This is a genomic window from Kaistella chaponensis (assembly GCF_900156725.1).
GTDB classification, from domain to species: domain Bacteria; phylum Bacteroidota; class Bacteroidia; order Flavobacteriales; family Weeksellaceae; genus Kaistella; species Kaistella chaponensis.
Genome location: NZ_FTOI01000002.1, coordinates 219,596 through 237,048, shown reverse-complemented (window position 1 = coordinate 237,048; position 17,453 = coordinate 219,596). Strand labels below are relative to the sequence as shown.

General features: G+C 35.1%; 17 protein-coding genes. 6 read left to right on the top strand and 11 right to left on the bottom strand.

Going from position 1 to position 17,453, the window contains the following annotated elements; all coding sequences use genetic code 11:
• Nucleotides 1–85: 85 nt before the first annotated feature.
• The 4 genes from accB to pdxA all read right to left on the bottom strand — a co-directional run bounded on the left by accB (nucleotide 86) and on the right by pdxA (nucleotide 2,657).
• Nucleotides 86–574 (bottom strand): acetyl-CoA carboxylase biotin carboxyl carrier protein, encoded by a 489-nt coding sequence (accB, locus tag BW932_RS03195; protein ID WP_076385287.1) that lies wholly within the window; start codon nucleotides 572–574, stop codon nucleotides 86–88.
• 114 nt (nucleotides 575–688) lie between these two features.
• On the bottom strand, nucleotides 689–892 hold the full coding sequence (rpmF, locus tag BW932_RS03190) for a 50S ribosomal protein L32 (protein ID WP_076385285.1): 204 nt from the start codon (nucleotides 890–892) through the stop codon (nucleotides 689–691).
• A 62-nt stretch (nucleotides 893–954) separates the two neighbouring features.
• The gene (locus BW932_RS03185; protein WP_076385283.1) at nucleotides 955–1,479 is read right to left on the bottom strand and encodes a YceD family protein; all 525 of its coding nucleotides are present in this window, start codon (nucleotides 1,477–1,479) and stop codon (nucleotides 955–957) included.
• A gap of 86 nt (nucleotides 1,480–1,565) precedes the next feature.
• Entirely contained in the window at nucleotides 1,566–2,657 is a 1,092-nt protein-coding gene (pdxA, locus tag BW932_RS03180; RefSeq protein WP_076385281.1) for a 4-hydroxythreonine-4-phosphate dehydrogenase PdxA, read from the bottom strand.
• 108 nt (nucleotides 2,658–2,765) lie between these two features.
• Here pdxA and BW932_RS03175 point away from each other — a divergent pair, with 108 nt between their 5' ends.
• The 3 genes from BW932_RS03175 to BW932_RS03165 are packed head-to-tail and all read left to right on the top strand — an operon-like array spanning nucleotide 2,766 to nucleotide 5,513.
• A complete protein-coding gene (locus BW932_RS03175; RefSeq protein WP_076385279.1) occupies nucleotides 2,766–3,362 on the top strand; it encodes a riboflavin synthase in 597 nt (198 codons plus the stop codon).
• Nucleotides 3,349–4,803, top strand: coding sequence for a sensor histidine kinase (locus tag BW932_RS03170; protein ID WP_076385277.1), 1,455 nt, complete (start codon nucleotides 3,349–3,351; stop codon nucleotides 4,801–4,803). The genes BW932_RS03175 and BW932_RS03170 overlap by 14 nt, the downstream gene beginning before the upstream one ends.
• A gap of 14 nt (nucleotides 4,804–4,817) precedes the next feature.
• Nucleotides 4,818–5,513 (top strand): tRNA1(Val) (adenine(37)-N6)-methyltransferase, encoded by a 696-nt coding sequence (locus BW932_RS03165; RefSeq protein WP_076385275.1) that lies wholly within the window; start codon nucleotides 4,818–4,820, stop codon nucleotides 5,511–5,513.
• 12 nt (nucleotides 5,514–5,525) lie between these two features.
• Here BW932_RS03165 and BW932_RS03160 read toward each other — a convergent pair whose 3' ends face one another.
• Nucleotides 5,526–6,104, bottom strand: a complete 579-nt coding sequence (locus BW932_RS03160; protein ID WP_076385273.1) for a DUF6759 domain-containing protein — start codon at nucleotides 6,102–6,104, stop codon at nucleotides 5,526–5,528.
• A gap of 138 nt (nucleotides 6,105–6,242) precedes the next feature.
• On the opposite strand from BW932_RS03160, the gene tsf reads away from it, so the two are divergent.
• Together tsf and BW932_RS03150 are read left to right on the top strand one after the other, a co-directional pair.
• Nucleotides 6,243–7,067 (top strand): translation elongation factor Ts, encoded by an 825-nt coding sequence (gene tsf, locus BW932_RS03155; RefSeq protein WP_076385271.1) that lies wholly within the window; start codon nucleotides 6,243–6,245, stop codon nucleotides 7,065–7,067.
• A gap of 98 nt (nucleotides 7,068–7,165) precedes the next feature.
• Nucleotides 7,166–9,211 (top strand): choice-of-anchor L domain-containing protein, encoded by a 2,046-nt coding sequence (locus tag BW932_RS03150; RefSeq protein WP_076385269.1) that lies wholly within the window; start codon nucleotides 7,166–7,168, stop codon nucleotides 9,209–9,211.
• Between the two features lies 1 nt (nucleotide 9,212).
• On the opposite strand, the gene fmt is transcribed toward BW932_RS03150, so the two are convergent.
• The 5 genes from fmt to folK form a co-directional block, all read right to left on the bottom strand.
• Nucleotides 9,213–10,160, bottom strand: coding sequence for a methionyl-tRNA formyltransferase (gene fmt / locus BW932_RS03145; protein WP_076385267.1), 948 nt, complete (start codon nucleotides 10,158–10,160; stop codon nucleotides 9,213–9,215).
• Between the two features lie 89 nt (nucleotides 10,161–10,249).
• The gene (locus BW932_RS03140) at nucleotides 10,250–12,151 is read right to left on the bottom strand and encodes a RecQ family ATP-dependent DNA helicase (protein ID WP_076385265.1); all 1,902 of its coding nucleotides are present in this window, start codon (nucleotides 12,149–12,151) and stop codon (nucleotides 10,250–10,252) included.
• A gap of 80 nt (nucleotides 12,152–12,231) precedes the next feature.
• On the bottom strand, nucleotides 12,232–13,677 hold the full coding sequence (locus BW932_RS03135) for an OmpA family protein (protein ID WP_076385263.1): 1,446 nt from the start codon (nucleotides 13,675–13,677) through the stop codon (nucleotides 12,232–12,234).
• 139 nt (nucleotides 13,678–13,816) lie between these two features.
• Nucleotides 13,817–14,920 carry a flagellar motor protein MotB gene (locus BW932_RS03130; RefSeq protein ID WP_076385261.1) on the bottom strand — a complete coding sequence of 368 codons (1,104 nt, stop codon included), beginning with the start codon at nucleotides 14,918–14,920 and terminating at the stop codon, nucleotides 13,817–13,819.
• A gap of 11 nt (nucleotides 14,921–14,931) precedes the next feature.
• Nucleotides 14,932–15,354 carry a 2-amino-4-hydroxy-6-hydroxymethyldihydropteridine diphosphokinase gene (folK, locus tag BW932_RS03125; RefSeq protein WP_076385259.1) on the bottom strand — a complete coding sequence of 141 codons (423 nt, stop codon included), beginning with the start codon at nucleotides 15,352–15,354 and terminating at the stop codon, nucleotides 14,932–14,934.
• Between the two features lie 22 nt (nucleotides 15,355–15,376).
• On the opposite strand from folK, the gene sppA reads away from it, so the two are divergent.
• Nucleotides 15,377–17,134 carry a signal peptide peptidase SppA gene (sppA, locus tag BW932_RS03120; RefSeq protein ID WP_076385257.1) on the top strand — a complete coding sequence of 586 codons (1,758 nt, stop codon included), beginning with the start codon at nucleotides 15,377–15,379 and terminating at the stop codon, nucleotides 17,132–17,134.
• 58 nt (nucleotides 17,135–17,192) lie between these two features.
• Here the strand turns inward: sppA and BW932_RS03115 are convergent, their stop codons facing one another.
• Nucleotides 17,193–17,447 (bottom strand): GlsB/YeaQ/YmgE family stress response membrane protein, encoded by a 255-nt coding sequence (locus BW932_RS03115; RefSeq protein WP_076385255.1) that lies wholly within the window; start codon nucleotides 17,445–17,447, stop codon nucleotides 17,193–17,195.
• Between the last annotated feature and the right edge of the window lie 6 nt (nucleotides 17,448–17,453).

The following is a 17,453-nucleotide window of genomic DNA, read 5'->3' as shown; positions in this document are numbered from 1 at the left end:
TGATATTTTAAATTTTAAATTCTGAATTTTAAATTATTTTAAATGAAATTTCACTTAAAATCTACAATTTATAATTTAAAATTTTTTAAGAAGGATCTACTAAGAATAAAGGCTGATCGTATTCTACAGGCGTCATATCGTCTACCAAAATTTTCACGATTTTTCCTGAAATTTCAGATTCGATTTGGTTGAATAATTTCATTGCTTCGATAACGCAAACTACTTTACCAGTAGAAACTTCGTCGCCAACATTTACAAAAACGTCCTTGTCTGGAGCGGGTTTTCTATAGAAAGTCCCAATCATTGGAGATTTAATGGTAACGAATTTGCTATCATCAGAAACATTTGCTGCTGCAGGTGCATCTGCAACCGGTGCAGAAACTTGAGCAGGTGCCTGCGAAACGTGTTGCTGTGGTGCAGAATGATAAACAGCAGGTTGCTGCATATACGTCATTTCGTTTCCTCCAAGTGGAGTTTTAATGGTGATTTCGAAATCTTTAGTTTTGTATTTTACTTCGGAAACTTCCGCTTTAGACACAAATTTAATAAGATTCTGTATGTCTTTAATGTCCATATAATTGGTATTTATTTATAATGCCAAAGATACTAAAAAACAACAAAAAACCACTCAAAATTGAAAAAATCGAGTGGTTTTAGTATAAAACCGAAGTTTATCTAATTTTTAGGCCTAGTTTTCTTCTGTAGCTTCTGCTGTTTTTTCCATTACAACTTTGCCTCTGTAATACATTTTTCCATCAGACCAATGTGCTCTGTGGTACAAGTGCATTTCACCTGAAGTTGCGTCTTTTGCCAATTGAGGAACTACTGCTTTGTAGTGTGTTCTTCTCTTATCTCTTCTTGTTGAGGATTGTCTTCTTTTAGGATGTGCCATTTCTTATATTTTTAATTTGATGAGCGATGAGTCGTTGATTGCTCAATCCTCATCATTTTAAACTATTTATTATTATCTTTTAATTGCTTCAATGCTTCCCATCTCGGGTCGCTTTTCGGTTCTTCTACCATTTCTACTTTCGGACTGAATTTTTCTAATATTTCTAAATCTTCTTTAGAAATATGCGGAGAAACTTTTTTCATTGGTATCGATAACATTACATTTTCATAAATCAACTGCGCTATATTGAATGCGTGGTCTTTGCTTGGAATTGTAATTACATAAATTTCACTGTCATCATATTCTTCTCCGAATTTTACCAAAACCTTCATTTCGTTTTCTAAAGGATGATCAAAATGGTCATTTGTGAGATCACAAATCAGATTAACCGTACCTTCAGTTTTAATCCAAAATTCTAAGAAAGTTGTGTGTTTTTCCATTAAAACATCAGCAACAATCTGTGGTTCTGTAAATTCCTGTTCCGTATCGAAAAGTTGAAAGAACTTCTTATCTATCTCAAATTGGAATTGGTGTTTTCCGTTTTTCAGTCCCGAAAACACGACATCGTAGTTTCTTAGTCTGTCCATAAAATGAGTGTGCAAAAATATGCAAATTTTTTAATATTACAAATGATTTTCAAAACAAATATTGCAGAATTACTATTTTCTTATTTTTAATGATTCTTTTCGGGTGGTAAATCTTCGTCTACAACATGCGAAGAATTGTTTCTTCTTGGTCGCATCCTGCTGTTCATCAAATCGTTATACTCTAATCTGTTTTTGAAAATTTTGATTGCCATGAAAATTGCCTCGCTAAAACTTTGTTCATCTGCAATATTTTTTCCCGCAATATCATAAGCAACTCCGTGATCGGGTGAGGTTCTGATAAATGGTAATCCCGCAGTGAAATTTACCCCTTCTTCATAAGCCAAAGTTTTAAATGGAGCCAAACCCTGATCGTGGTACATCGCTAAAACCGCATCGTAATTTTTATACTTATTGGGCTGGAAAAAACTATCTGCCGGAAAAGGTCCGAAAGCTAAAATCCCGTTCTCGAACAATTCACGAATTGCAGGCTCGATGATTTCAATTTCTTCGTTCCCAATCGCACCACCGTCTCCTGCATGCGGATTTAAACCTAGAACCGCTATTTTTGGCCTTTCTATTTGAAAATCCTCAATCAAACATTGGTTAAGTATCTTGATTTGTTTTTTTATTTTTTCCTTCGAAATATTTTCAGCGACTTGAACAATTGGAATATGATGGGTAGATACTGCAACTTTTAAATCATCAGTGACCAAAAACATTAATCCTTTTTTACCAAATTTTTCTTCCAAATAACCAGTATGTCCTGCGTGAACAAAACCATTTTTCATCATTTCTTCTTTATTGATGGGCGCCGTAACCAAAACATCAATTTCGCCATTGATGAGAGCCATTGTTGCCGCTTCCAATGAATCGATTGCCATTTTGGTAGATTCTTCCGTCGGTTTTCCCAAATCTACGTTCACATTATCTTTCCAAAGATTCACCATATTGATTTTATCACTTTGCGCTTGCGAAGTTTCGGTGATATAATTAAAGTTGTGATTCAGTTTAAAAATATTTTTCTGATAGGTAAACAACTTGCCAGAACCAAAAATAATTGGAGTGAAAAAATCGGTAATTGTTTTATCTTTTAGAGCTTTCATGATGATTTCGGGACCAATGCCATTGAAATCTCCAATTGAAATTCCCACTCTTACTTTATGCTGTTTCGGACTCATTTTTAATTATCTTTGAAAATTAATAGAATTTCACAAATTTAGGAAAATAGAAATAACTATGTCATTTTATTTCTAAACTTACAATTTTTCACCAAAAAACTTTATTTTATGTTCACAGGAATTATTGAAGCTACTGCTATCGTTGAAAAAATTGAAAAACGCGCAGAAAACATTCACATTACCTTAAGCTGCCCATTTACGGCAGAATTAAAAATTGATCAAAGTTTAGCGCACAGCGGTTGTTGCCTTACTGTCGTTGAAATTTCAGATGATCAATACAGCGTAACCGCCATTGCAGAAACTTTAGAAAAAACCAACCTTAAGGAATGGAATATAGGAACTGAAGTGAATTTGGAACGTTGTTTGAAGTTCGATGGAAGACTTGACGGACATCTTGTTCAAGGTCATGTTGATAAAACCGGCACGGTAAAAAATATTGAAGATAAGGAAGGCAGTTATCTAATTACCATTCAATACGATGAAAATTACGAATTTACCACCGTTCCTCAAGGTTCAATTACGGTAAATGGAATAAGTTTGACGGTTGCCGAAAGTAATACAGGTCAATTCGCAGTTGCAATAATTCCCTACACATGGGAATTTACCAATATGAAAAATTTAAAAATTGGTGAAATGGTTAACCTCGAATTCGACATCATTGGTAAATATGTAACAAAATTGATGAAAAAAAATGTCGTTCTCTAAATACAAAGGTTATAGCTTAAGAAACAAAGTATTCGGTGGGTTTATGCTCATCTGTCTGCTTAGTATTTTAGCTTCTTCTATTCTTTCCTTCTTTATTTTAAAAAATAATGCGGTAGAACAAAGCCGCACAGATATGCAGAAAAATTCGGAATCGATGATGTCTGCATTGGATTATGGAGTGAGCCACACTCAAGTAGAAACGGCAGATTTATCCACTATTTTAAACAATGAAATTTTCGAAATCGCTGATACCAATAATCAGGATATCGTGATTTATGATTTGAACGGAAACCTTTTAATTTCCAACAAAGACAGCCATCTTTTGGCGGAGAAAAAAATACCGCTTTCTATTGTCAATCAAGTTCTCACAAGTGATCGAAGAGTTGATTTTCAGAAATACGATAAAAAGACCGATGCGAACATCACCTCGTCTTACATGATTCTCAAAAACAATATGCTGGAACCCATTGCAATTGTATATTTTCCTTTTTATCATAATGATGGATCCTATTTTAATGTGTTCAACAAGTATGTGAATTACATTTTAATCGTCAATTTATTTATCATCGCATTTGCAATTTGGTTAAGTTGGATTATTTCTAACAATTTAACCAAAGCAGTGACCAAATTTTCAGAATTAATTAACCGAATTACTCTTTTCGATAAAGATCCACAAGCAATTCGCTATTATGAGCGTGATGAGTTAAGTCAATTGGTGAAAGCCTACAACAAAATGATTCTTCAGATCAAAGAACAGAAGGAGCGCCTCAGTTTCAAGGAAAAAGAAGAAGCGTGGCGCGAGATGGCAAAACAGGTCGCACATGAAGTGAAGAACCCATTAACACCGATGAAATTGACCATTCAAAATTTTGAGCGAAAATTTGATCCCAATGATCCCGAAATTAGAGAAAAAGTAAAACATTTGAGCAAAACTATTGCAGATCAGATTGATTTGGTTGCGAAAGTTGCAAGCGCTTTTTCCCAGTTTGCACAGCTCCCCGAAAAAAACAACAAGGTTTTCAATCTTAACCGGGAAATAAAAAACATCATCAATATTTTTAGTGACGAAAAAATTTATTTTCATGCAAACGCTGAAAATATTATGATTAAAATGGATAAAATATATTTATCCCGAATTGTTACAAATCTTGTTGCAAACGCGAGACAAGCACGCCACGACGACCGTGAAAACATCATAAATGTTGATTTGGAACAACGCCAAAAACGAATAATCATAACTGTTGAAGACAATGGAATCGGAATTTCCGAGGATTTATATGATCGCATTTTTGAGCCTAATTTCACCTCAAAAACAAGCGGAACAGGACTTGGTTTAACGATGGTGAGAAAAATGGTTGAAGATTATAAAGGTGAAATTTCAGTAAAATCGGTCGTGGGAAATGGAACAACGTTTACGATTTTACTTCCAACCAATTTGTAATGTATAATTCCTAGATGAAAATTTTCCAGTTTAAAAACTTCAGCATCAATCAGTCACAACTCGTTTTCCGTGTAGGAACTGATGGTGTTTTACTGGGCGCTTTATCAAGGGTAGAAAACGCGCAAAAAATTCTGGAAGTAGGAACAGGAACTGGTTTAGTGGCGATGATGTTGGCTCAAAGAAATGTCACCGCAACAATTCTTGCTTTAGACATCAGCAAAGATGCCGTGAATCTCGCAGAAGAAAATTTCAATAAATCTCCTTTTCATGAGCGACTTGGGGCAAAATTGCAGGATTTCAAAAACTTTCAATCAAGAAACAAATTTGATCTAATTATTTCAAATCCGCCCTATTTTAAAGAAAATTCCTCGGGAAAAGATATTTTGGCAAGACAACAAACTGAACTTACCTTTGAAAATTTAATTGAAAAATCTGCTGAAAAATTATCAAAAAAAGGCCAATTGTCGGTGATTATTCCAGCTGAATCTGGCGTTGAATTTATTGAAATTTGTCACAAAAACAAGCTCTTTCTTTCCCGAAAAGTTCAGATTTTTGGCATCAAAAATTCTTCACCTAAGCGGTTAATTCTCGAATTTGGTTTTGATCAAAAAGAGATTTTAGAAGAAGAATTTACGATTGAAAAATCTCCCCGCGTTTATAGTGAGGAATATTTGGAACTGACCAAAGATTTTCATCACTTTCCAAAATAAGAAAAATCCTTTTTATTTGGGAGGATTCAGGGTTACAACAATATCTTTGTTGATGTTTTTGCTGGAAGAATATTTCGCATCGCAAACGGAAGTTGTCAAAATATAATTTCCTTTATCAACTAAAACAAAGTTCTGATTGCGAGCAGGAACATCTAAATTGTAGAATTTTTTTCCGCTGATTTTTACGATCAAATTACACTTCGATTTATTGATAATCTGCACATACGCAGTAGTTCCGGAAACATCGTTACTGAAAATATGCGTAAGCAATTCGGCAGTTCTTTTATTTTTTTCTGAAGATTCTCCTTTTGCATTGCCTCGGTTAACCGCCTTTTCCAATTTTTCTGTATTAATGGCTTTCACGGTAGGTTTTGCCACTGCAGCCTTTTGAGCAGGTGATTTATCATTATTGATTACTGCCAATAACTTTCTTTTAAATTCTGGAGTTCTGGGATGGGTTGGATTGAATTTAATGAAATTAGCGATAACTTGTGGATCTGTACTTTTTTCAACTTGTCCAGCAGTATAGGTAGATTGCGCACAAGCTAACGAAGAAAAAAACAGGCCGAAAATGAATAAATATTTGTACATAAAAACAAGGATTTTTTAGCGGATACAATTTTAGTTAGAACGAGTAAATCTTCTTTTTAGTTTGTGTGAAATTTATTATCTTTGCACCGCCCTAAAAAAGCTAAATTAATCAAAATTTTAATATAAAAAAATAAATATATGTATACACCGGTTGCTGCAGATGTAGCGAAATTAAGAAACATTACAGGAGCAGGAATGATGGACTGTAAAAAAGCTTTGGTAGAAGCTGAAGGAGACTTTGATAAAGCAATTGAAAACCTTAGAAAAAAAGGACAAAAAGTTGCTGCAAACAGAGCCGATAGAGATTCTCACGAAGGAGCTGTAATTGCAAAAGTAAACCAAGATAACACCATGGGTGCGATCATCGCTTTGAATTGCGAAACAGATTTCGTTGCAAAAAATGACAATTTCGTTGAGTTAGCTCACGAACTTGCTGAGCAGGCTGTTTTTTATGCTAATAAAGAAGAATTTTTCGCTTCTGATTTTCACGGAATGACTGTTGCAGATAAGTTGATTGAACAAACAGGTCTTATCGGAGAGAAAATCGAAATCGGATCTTTCGAAAGAATTGAAGGGCCATTTTTAGGAGCTTACATCCACGCAGGAAATAAAATTGCTGCAATTACTTCACTTTCTGGCGATGTAGATGGTGCTGCTGAAGTTGCAAAAGCGGTTTCTATGCAGGTTGCTGCAATGAATCCAATCGCTTTGGATGAAACAATGGTTTCTCAAGAAACGATCGACAAGGAATTAGAAATCGAAAAAGAATTATTGGTTAAAGAAGGAAAACCTGCAAACATCATTGATAATATCTTAAAAGGGAAAATGCAGAAATTCTACAAAGACAATACTTTGATTCACCAAGCTTTTATTAAAGACGGAAACATGTCTGTTGCAGATTATGTAAAATCTGTAAATGGCGATCTAAAAGTGGTTGGTTTCGTAAGAGTAAGTCTTACTTAATTACATTAGAATAATCATAAAAATCTCTCTTTCTAAAAATAGAAGGAGAGATTTTTTTTTCGGTTAATAAGGCCTATTTTTGCATTCCACTTTCACACATGAAATTTAGCTCCATTTTTACTTTTATTTTCAGCCTGATCTTCACATTGGGCTTCTCGATCTTACATGCACAAAACATCAGTGTAAATACGAATTACACTGCAGATCAGCTGGTGAAAGATGTTTTTTTTGGCAGCCAAAATGCCACATGTATAGCTGTAGATAATGTCACCGTTACTGGATTTGATTTCGGCTTTGGAGATAAAAGTTTCGGTTACTTTAATAAAAACGGGACCAATTTTGAGATGTCTGAAGGAATTATTCTTTCCACTGGAAGCGCTTTAGCAGGTGTTGGTCCGAACTCCTTTATTCAAACCGCAGATCGAAACAGCCCGTTTGCTAATTCGAATTGGGGCGGAGATCAAGATTTAATCGATGTCCTCGCGCAATCTAATTTGAATTACGATAATATTCTCAATGCAACGGTTTTAGAATTCGATTTTACCGCTTTGAAAAGCAATAAAATCAGTTTTGATTACATGTTTCTTTCTGAAGAATATCGAGAAGGAAATTGTAGATATTCCGATGCTTTTGCCTTTCTTATTAAAAAAGCCAACACTCCAGATCCATACTTGAATATCGCGGTAGTTCCTGGAACCAACATCCCAGTTTCTACGCTTACCATTAATGCTTCTGCTGGTTGTCCTCAAAACAGCAATTATTTCGGAAGTTACAACGATGTACAAACTCCAACAAATTTCAATGGGCAAACTAAAATTCTGTCTGCAAAAGCAAATGTTGATATTGGCGTAAAATACCATATTAAATTAGTCATCGCAGACCATGGTGACTCCACAGGACTTTTTGATTCCGCAGTTTTTCTGAGAGCTGGAAGTTTTCTGGGGAATAAAGATCTGGGAACAGACCGTCTTCTTTCCACCGGAACCGCACTCTGTGAAAACTCTACCTTACCATTAAATGCCACAACTCCGGGTGCAACTTATCAATGGTTTAAAAACAACGTTTTAATTCCTGGCGCAACTTTCGGAACTTATACCGTGACGACGCCGGGAAATTACGACGTAATGATCGACGATTCTGGGTGCAAACAAATAGGCTCCATTAAAATTGAATTTGCCGAAAAGCCAGTGATTTTAGAAAAAACATTTTGTAATGATAATAATGGAAATCCGATTATCGTCAAATTGCAAGACCTGAATGCGCAAATTATCCCTAATCTTAAAGATTATTTTTTAGTTAAATATTATCAGGATTCAGATCATCTAATCCCTCTTTCCGACTCATTTTCTTACACTGCAGATACCAATATTTATGTAGAAGTTGAAAGCGGAAGTTGTGCAAAAACAAAACAAACTTTACATTTTTATACCCCTAAAAAATCCCTAATTCTCCGTGATCAGATTATCTGCCAAAATAGCACCGCAAAATTAGAAGCTGAACTAGGATATAAAAATTATAAATGGGTGCGCGAAGACGGAACGATCATCGCTCAAGGCGCAACGATCAATTTCGTAGATAACATTCCGGTTGGGAATTATTCGGTAGAATTAACTTCGATGAATGGTTGTTCACTCATTCAACCGGTAAAAGTAATCGCCGCACAACTCCCGCAAATTGTTAATATTGAAGTAACGGGAAGTACGGCAACCATTTTTGTAACTGGGCGAAATCCTCCGTATGAATATGCTTTGGATAGTGGCAATTATCAGACTTCAAATGTTTTTACAAATATTCCACGTGGACTTCACAAGATTTTTGTGAGAGATTTTGCAAAATGTGAGATTGTCGAAAAAGAATTCTTAATTATTAACTTAATCAACGCAATTACCCCAAATAATGATGGGTACAATGATCATCTCGATTACTCAGATCTTAACATTAAAAAAGACGTGAGTATTTCGATTTATGATCGGTACGGAACTCGCGTTTTTCAATCACAAAACCAACAGTTTATTTGGGACGGAAAATCAAAAGGACGTGCGTTGCCAACAGGAAATTATTGGTACATCCTGAACTGGACTGAACCTGACACGAATCTACCGGTTTCCTATAAAGGTTGGATTTTACTTAAAAACCGCAACTGATTCAAGCCATAGAAATATGGTCGAAATGCTGAAAACCATTTAAAAAATCCTTCACCGACATTCTTTTTTTTCCTTCAAGTTGCACTTCTTCGGGAAGATAGAAACCATCTTCTGTGAAAATTTTAAATCGATGTTTATCTATTTCTAAAGTTCCGGGAGTATTTTCATGCGCGTCAATTTCAATTTTTCCGCGATATATTTTTAATGATTTTTCATCCTCGCCAATCTTTAAATTGGTGAAAGCACATGGATATGGCGACATACCGCGAACAAAATTATGAACGGTTTCGGAGCTGCCATTCCAATTAATTTTCGTGTCTTCTTTGAATATTTTAAAAGCATTTTTGGGGTGTTCAACATTTGTTTGCGGTGTTTCCTGAATGGTGTTTGCAGCCAAACCATCTAATGTTTTCACAATAAGTTGCGCACCCATTGCCATGAGACGGTCGTGAAGAGCACCCGCATTTTCATCCGGATAAATTTCTAATTCTTCCTGCAATAAAATATTTCCCTCATCGATTTTTTCATTGATAAAGAATGTTGTAGCGCCAGTTTTGTTCTCGCCATTAATGATCGCATAATTAATCGGTGCAGCTCCACGATAATCCGGTAACAGGGAAGCGTGAAGATTAAAAGTTCCCAACCTTGGTTTTTCAAATAAAATTTTGGGCATCATTCTAAAAGCGACAACCACAAAAACATCGGCATCTAAATTGGAAATTTCCTCTAAAAATTCTGGATTTCGTAATTTTTCGGGTTGAAAAAGGGTGAGATTATTTTCCACTGCAAAAACTTTCACCGCAGATTGATTCATTTTTTGTCCGCGACCACTTGCTTTATCTGCAACAGTTACCACACCTACAACCTCATGCGAAGAATGATGAATCGCTTCTAAACACGATTTTGCAAATTCAGGAGTTCCGAAGAATATTATTTTTAATGGTTTCATTTTTAAAAGGAATAAAGGAGATTATAAATTTAAAGGAGAATAAAAAATTAATTGTTATCAAAAATAACAAGGTTTGATTTCAAAATCGATCAGCTTATCATATACGTTCGGAAATTCAGCATTTTCACCTGACCAGAATCTAAAAGAAAAATAAGATTTTCTAGAATGTTTTCTTTTTCGTAATAATTGAGTTTAATGGCAATTTCTTCTACATTAGATGGTTTATGTTGAAGAACTTGCAGGATCTCTGCAGAAATGTTTCTGCCAAAAACGCTCTCTTTCTGCTTTTCACAGACTGAACATTGACCACAGTTCTTCACATTTTTCTCCCCAAAATAAGAGAGAATTAATTTCATCTTGCAAAAATCAGAATCTTGTACAAAGAATTTCATTTCTTCCCATTTCTGCAATTTGTTTTTTTGAATCTGCTCAAAAAGATTCCAGTATTTACCATTGAAATGACGGTCTTCACGAGGTTTCAAAAATTTAATACTTGATAACGCGCCATCAATATATTCTAAATAGCCTTTTCGCTGCAGTTCCTTGAGGCGTTCTTTGATCAAATGCGGATCGGAGTTTATTTTATTGCTCAGCGTTTTCTCACTGAACATAATTTTGTGTGTCGTAAAACCCGAAAATGTACGAAGTAAAAGTTCGATAAAATAAGAGTCATTTTGGGAAAGCAGCTCGAGTTCCTCTGGAGCCATTTTTAACTCCAAAGAAGAAAGCGATTGGTTGCTGTTAAAAAATATAAATTCCTGATTATGGAGAAAATTCAATACATTTCTAATTTTAGCCAAAGAAGTTTTCGTGAAATTTTGAATCCTTTGAATATGAAGTTGAAAAATATTTTCGGGCAGATCATTTTCTGCAATTTGAAACGTGGAATATAGATAAGATACAATCTTTAAAAACTCTGCTTTCGAGGGAATTTGATTTCTTAGAATTTGATCAAAATTGGTTAATTCCTGCTCATTCCACAGCAAATAAGCATAAGACTCTAAACCATCTCTACCTGCTCTACCAATTTCCTGGTAATAATTCTCAATCGACTGTGCGGGCGAAAAGTGAATTACAAAACGAACCTGATCTTTATCGATTCCCATCCCAAAAGCATTGGTAGAAATCAAAACATGATTAGGACTTTGAATCCATAATTTTTGTTTGGCATTTTTTTCTTTTAAAGGTAAACCTGCATGAAAAAAATCAACGTTTTGGATTTGGTTTCTTTGCAGAAATTTCGTCAGTTCTTCTGTTTCTTTGCGGCTTCTGACATAAATAATTCCGGAAGAATTATTGTATTTCATAATATTTAAAACCATTTCGTATTTATCAGCAATTTTGTCTGCGATCATTTTGATATTCGTTCGACGAAAACTGCGCTGAAATATATTGGCATTTTTTAAACTTAATTTCTGCTGAATTTCGGCCAAAACTTTTGCTGTTGCCGTTGCAGTAAGAGCCAACACAGAAATATTTTTTAGATTCTCCCGAAATTGCTTAATATTCTGATAACTCGGGCGAAAATCTTGTCCCCATTCTGAAATACAGTGCGCTTCATCAACTGCTAAAAAAGAGATTTGAATTTCTTCGAGATTTTGCAAAAAAGTCCTGTTTGTAAGGCGTTCTGGGGAAACGTACAATAATTTTGTTAATCCATTTTTACACCGGTTAAAAATGATTTCTGCATCAAAGTCATCGAGTTCAGAAGATAAATATTCGGCTTCGATTCCGCTATTTTTGAGTTGATAGACTTGATCTTTCATCAAGGCTAAAAGTGGCGAAATAACGAGACAAGTTCCTTCTAAAATAAGAGCAGGTAATTGGTAGCACAACGATTTTCCACCACCAGTTGGAAGAAGCGCCAATGTATCTTTGCCATCAATAAGGGAATTGATAATTTCTTCCTGTGAATCCCGAAATGTTTCGTATCCCCAAAAATGTTTAAGGGTTTGAAATTTGAGTTGGTGAAAATCCTGTGGATAAATCATGGAGTAAAAATAGGTAAAGAAATTTCAGAAAACAAAAAAAGCCACGCAATGCGTGACTTTTATTATATAATTTTTATCAATTATTTTGCTTCAAAGTAAACTCTTCTGTTTGCTCTGTTTTTCCATTCTGGACATTTGTCAGCTGGTTCACATTCTGGATATTTAAGGTCTTTTTCACCTTTACCAATTGCGTTTAATTTACCTGCTTCTACTCCGTTTTTGGTCAAATAATTTTTAACACTATTTGCTCTTCTTTCAGATAATTTCTGATTGTAAACATCAGAAGCTCTTGTATCTGTAGCACCAATTACATTATATGAACCAGTAGAAGAGTTAATATAACTCACTGCATTGTTCAAAATTGGGGTGTTTGATGGAAGAATTTTGTCAGAATTCAGATCGAATTCGATTCCTTCCATTGTTCTTGTATTGTCGGTAATAACAGAGGTTTCGTTTTTAGGACAACCATTATTTTCTACAGGACCAGGAACAGTAACACATTTGTCGTAAAGATCAATAACTCCATCTAGATCTGTGTCTAAAGCTACACCTGCACCATCAACTCTTGCACCTGCAGGAGTATCCAATTGTCTGTCCCAATCGTCACAAACTCCGTCATTATCTGCATCTCCTTTTTTACAAACTTCAACATCTTGGTTTTTATCCGCCAATACATCTAATTTGTAGTAGATTTCTTGCAATGGATCGTGCCAGAAAAGGTGTGATTCATGTTTTCCTAAATTTAAAGTTGCCCCTAAACTTAGATTAATGATGTTATCTGAAGGATTGTCATTTACTTTTCCGTTGTAAGATGTTCCACCTGCTCCATCAAAATTATCATCACCAGATATGATATACATTCCTCTCGCCTCTAAATCTACTGATTTTGTTGCGCGGTATTTAATACCAGCTCCAGCTTGACCGAAGAAACTTCCTAAAATAAAAGGTTTCACCTCTGTAATCAAATTTTGATTGTAAGCGGCACCTGCATCTTGTCTGTATGCTCTGTACGCTAAAGTTCCGACTCCTGCATAACCGTGTAGAGCCCATCTGAATGGTGAGTGATTATCTACTCTTCGAAGAAGGTTAGAAAAATCGATGTCTCCCAAAACAGAAATAGCATCATATTGAGTTCTAGCGCCCGCTCCAGTTGGTGAAGCTACTTTATCATTGGTATTTACAAATCCTTGTCTTGTTTCTCCTTTATCATACTGCAATTTTAAACCAAAAGCATGAGTGATTGCTTTATCAATACTAACATAAGCAGACCATCCGTACAAGTTTTTACCTGCCCCAAAACCTTTTATTGAAGTTAGATCGGATGACTGCATCAATGGTACTCCTGCACCTGCAGATATCGCCCAATCGTTGAATCTCTTGGATGATTGTGTGAACGGTGAGACATTTGCAGATCCTGAAGAGAATGCGTTAGGATATCCTCCGGTAGAAACTGCTGTCGAATCTTGCGCGAAGATAGCAGTAGGTAAAGCTACAGCTAAGGCCACGATTGCTAAATTTAGTTTCATAATGTGTATTTTAATTTGTAATGTAATTATTAGTTATAAATGTTTGCGAATAATAACCTGAATTGCAAAATCTCATTGACTAATTCAGGCCCGGAATTTATCAGTTAATAAACCCACTAAAAAAATAGGATCGCTGTTATTATTTGTTTGACGGACTACTCATCGGGCATCCATTGTTTTCTACAGGACCCGCAACTGTTACGCACTTGTCATAAAGATCGATTACTCCATCTAAATCCATATCCAAAGCTACACCTGCACCATCAACTCTCGCACCTGCAGGAGTATCTAATTGTCGATCCCAATCGTCGCAAACGCCATCATTATCTTTATCACCTTTTTCGCAAACTATGAATTCATCAGGTGAATTTTGCAAAACATTGATGCGGTTGTGAATATCTTGCAATGGATCGTACCATGACAGATGTGTATCATGTTTCCCTAACTTGATTGACAAGCCTAAATTTACCGTAACAAAATTGTCAGAATTTCCTGTTGTAATTGCGTTATAACGAGGAATTGCATTTTTGCCATTTCCACCGCCATCAAACGAATCATCTCCAGTAATAATATACATCGCTCGCGCTTCGATATCAATTAATTTTGATGCATTATATTTCACTCCCATTCCAATTTGGTAAAAGAACGTATCAAAACCTAATTTTTGATCAATTTCGATAGGAATTCTTTTTGGAACTGTACTGTATCTAGACATGTCATTATCTAACAACAAAGTGTTGTAACCTTGCAAACCAACTCCTCCATAACCGTGTAGAGCCCATCTATAAGGAGAATGGTTGTCTACGCGACGAAGTAAATTTGAAAAATTAATGTCTCCCAAAATAGAAACTTGTTGATATTTTGTCCATGCAGTTGCGACACCTGCTGCAACGCCACCTGCTCCTGGTAAAAGACCCTTTTGGTTAAGCATACCCATTTGGTAAAGTACACTTATTCCGAAAGTATGAGAGATTTGTTTATCGATACTCACATATCCGTTCCAGCCAAGATTAACTTTGCCATCGTAAAAAGATGATAAATCTGCATTTTGAAAAACAGCAGCTCCACCTCCTACTGATATTGACCAATCTTTGAACAATCTGGATGAATTCGTAAAAGAGCTTACCTTCGCCGAACCATTTGAGTATGCATTGGGATACTCATTCTTAGTGGCAACTCCTGAGCGATCTTGCGCATAGAAAGCAATAGGCAAGGTTATTGCTAAAAATAAACCTAATTTCATATTTGTTGTTTTTAATGTCTTTTTATACTCATTAATAAATTTCGCGAAAACTCACGTTCGTACAAGTGTTTTTTATGAGGAATATTTAAAGTTTTGCAGTCAAACTTAAGGTCTCCATATAGAACAATATCAATATCGATAATCCTGTCTAAATAAGCATTTGTAACAGATGAATCTTCTATCCTCCCCATATCGAACTCAATTTTTTTTATGAAATTCAACAGTTTAATAGGAGAAAATTGTGTTTTTATCAATACTACAATATTACAAAAAATATTATTACTAGCAAACTCTACGGGTTTAGTTAATAAAATATCACTTCTCCTTAATATAGGACCAAATTCTTTTTCGATATAATGCAATGCAGTTTCGATATTTTTTTTTGTATCCCCGAGATTGCTTCCGAGTAACAAAGTGACCTCATATTGCGACATATTAGAAAATATTTAAAAAATTATGAAAAGTTTTTTTAAGAATGTCTTGGCAAATATAGTCGCAATTATGATTGTTGGCGCAGTTTTTCTCCTATTTTTGGTGGTAATAATTGCAGCAAGTACTTTTAGCTCAGATTCAAAACCCCATATAAAAACCAATTCCGTTTTAATATTAGATTTCAAAACGCAAATTATAGACAGTCCTAACGAAGATAACCCCCAATTATTTTCGCTGAATGAAAAGGAAAAAAACATTATGGTTTTTGATATTCTCGAAGCAATTAAAAATGCGAAGACCGATGAAAAAATTAAGGGCATCAGTATAGAAACCGACGGAATAAAAGCCGGAATGACCCAGCTTGATGATATTCGCACTGCACTGCAAGACTTTAAAAAGAGTGGCAAATTCGTGTACGCATATGGTAATGTGGTTTCCCAATCCGCGTATTACTTGGGATCTGTGGCTGACCAATATTTTCTGAATCCTTCGGGTGGAATTGATTTGAAAGGACTCAGTACAGAAGTTTTGTACATGAAAAAATTTGCTGAAAAATATGGGATCGGTATAGAAATTATTCGCCATGGCAAGTACAAATCTGCCGTAGAACCATTTATGAGAGAAGACATGTCGCCTGAAAACAGAGAACAGCTTTCTACTTTATTAAAAGACATTTGGACCACCAACGCCACAAAAATGGCAACCGCCAGAAAAATGGATACCGCACAGTTTCGGACAGTGGTAGATAGCCTTTACGGAATAATTCCTGACTTAAGTATTAAATATAAGTTAGCCGACAAACTTATACAGAAATCTGAATATGATGATTTATTACGATCTCAATTAAAATTGAATGAAAAAGACAAATTAAATAAAATATCTTTTAATACTTATATTTCAAGTTTAGAAGAGAAAAACAAAACCGAAGATAATCAAGTTGCAATTCTATACGCTTCGGGTGCTATTTATAACGGTGAAGGTTATGATAATATTTACTCCGAAAATTTTATCAAAGAAATTAAAAAAATTGCAGAAAACGAAAAAATAAAAGCAGTTGTTCTTCGAATTAATTCCCCAGGAGGGAGCGCCAATGCCTCTGATGAAATTCTTTTTGAACTTCAACAACTGAAAAAGAAAAAACCGCTCATTGTATCATTTGGCGATTACGCAGCTTCCGGCGGCTATTACATTGCAATGGCTGCAGATAAAATTTATTCTGAGCCAAACACTTTAACCGGTTCCATCGGTGTATTCGGGATGATTCCTTATTTTAAAGAAATTGCAGATAAAAATGGTTTAAATTCTTATGCAGTTAATACCAATGCCAATTCTAATATGTACTCTCCTATCAACGGAATCACTCCAGGTGGCGTTTCCATGATGACCAAAAGCGTGGAACAAACTTATAAAAGATTTGTACATTTTGTAACCGTGAACCGGAAAAAATCATTTGCCCAAATTGATGAAGTCGGTGGAGGAAGAGTATGGAGTGGTACAAGAGCAAAAGAAATTGGTTTGGTAGATGAATTGGGTACTATTAATGACGCGCTTACTTTTGCTGCACAAAAAGCCAATTTAAAAACGTACAGTGTTACCAATTATCCGAAAAAAATAAGCAAATTCGAACAGTTATTTAAAGACATGAGCGAAGACGAAATCTCGGCAAGAATTATAAAAAATAAAATCGGCCTCGATAATTATAAGATTTTCGAACAGATTACCAATCCAAAATTACAAAGCAGTGTGATGATGGAAATGCCGTACCACATCAAATTCGATTAAGATCACAAAAAATCCCGATTTGAATTTTCAAATCGGGATTTTTTTTACTAAATACTAATTAACCTTTCTTGGTTACCATTCCATAAATCCATAGCACTAAAAGCGCACCACCGATAGCCAAAAACATGCTCCCGAAGTTAAATCCTGTAACATCTCCCAAACCTAAAACCTGGCCAATAAAAGCACCAACATAGGCTCCTACAATTCCAAGAATGATGGTCAAAAGCCATCCCATATTCTGATTTCCTGGCATAATCATTTTAGCGATTGCACCTGCGATAAGACCAAAAATGATCCAAGTTAAAATTCCCATAGTTTA

What these genes read in the sequence shown, in the direction of transcription:
- folK (WP_076385259.1), bottom strand. Translation starts at nt 15,354, where the DNA reads ATGTCGCAATATGAGGTCACTTTGTTACTCGGAAGCAATCTCGGGGAT.
- BW932_RS03135 (WP_076385263.1), bottom strand. Translation starts at nt 13,677, where the DNA reads ATGAAACTAAATTTAGCAATCGTGGCCTTAGCTGTAGCTTTACCTACT.
- BW932_RS03165 (WP_076385275.1), top strand. Translation starts at nt 4,818, where the DNA reads ATGAAAATTTTCCAGTTTAAAAACTTCAGCATCAATCAGTCACAACTC.
- fmt (WP_076385267.1), bottom strand. Translation starts at nt 10,160, where the DNA reads ATGAAACCATTAAAAATAATATTCTTCGGAACTCCTGAATTTGCAAAA.
- BW932_RS03140 (WP_076385265.1), bottom strand. Translation starts at nt 12,151, where the DNA reads ATGATTTATCCACAGGATTTTCACCAACTCAAATTTCAAACCCTTAAA.
- tsf (WP_076385271.1), top strand. Translation starts at nt 6,243, where the DNA reads ATGTATACACCGGTTGCTGCAGATGTAGCGAAATTAAGAAACATTACA.
- pdxA (WP_076385281.1), bottom strand. Translation starts at nt 2,657, where the DNA reads ATGAGTCCGAAACAGCATAAAGTAAGAGTGGGAATTTCAATTGGAGAT.
- BW932_RS03115 (WP_076385255.1), bottom strand. Translation starts at nt 17,447, where the DNA reads ATGGGAATTTTAACTTGGATCATTTTTGGTCTTATCGCAGGTGCAATC.
- accB (WP_076385287.1), bottom strand. Translation starts at nt 574, where the DNA reads ATGGACATTAAAGACATACAGAATCTTATTAAATTTGTGTCTAAAGCG.
- BW932_RS03160 (WP_076385273.1), bottom strand. Translation starts at nt 6,104, where the DNA reads ATGTACAAATATTTATTCATTTTCGGCCTGTTTTTTTCTTCGTTAGCT.
- rpmF (WP_076385285.1), bottom strand. Translation starts at nt 892, where the DNA reads ATGGCACATCCTAAAAGAAGACAATCCTCAACAAGAAGAGATAAGAGA.
- BW932_RS03170 (WP_076385277.1), top strand. Translation starts at nt 3,349, where the DNA reads ATGTCGTTCTCTAAATACAAAGGTTATAGCTTAAGAAACAAAGTATTC.
- BW932_RS03130 (WP_076385261.1), bottom strand. Translation starts at nt 14,920, where the DNA reads ATGAAATTAGGTTTATTTTTAGCAATAACCTTGCCTATTGCTTTCTAT.
- BW932_RS03175 (WP_076385279.1), top strand. Translation starts at nt 2,766, where the DNA reads ATGTTCACAGGAATTATTGAAGCTACTGCTATCGTTGAAAAAATTGAA.
- BW932_RS03185 (WP_076385283.1), bottom strand. Translation starts at nt 1,479, where the DNA reads ATGGACAGACTAAGAAACTACGATGTCGTGTTTTCGGGACTGAAAAAC.
- sppA (WP_076385257.1), top strand. Translation starts at nt 15,377, where the DNA reads ATGAAAAGTTTTTTTAAGAATGTCTTGGCAAATATAGTCGCAATTATG.
- BW932_RS03150 (WP_076385269.1), top strand. Translation starts at nt 7,166, where the DNA reads ATGAAATTTAGCTCCATTTTTACTTTTATTTTCAGCCTGATCTTCACA.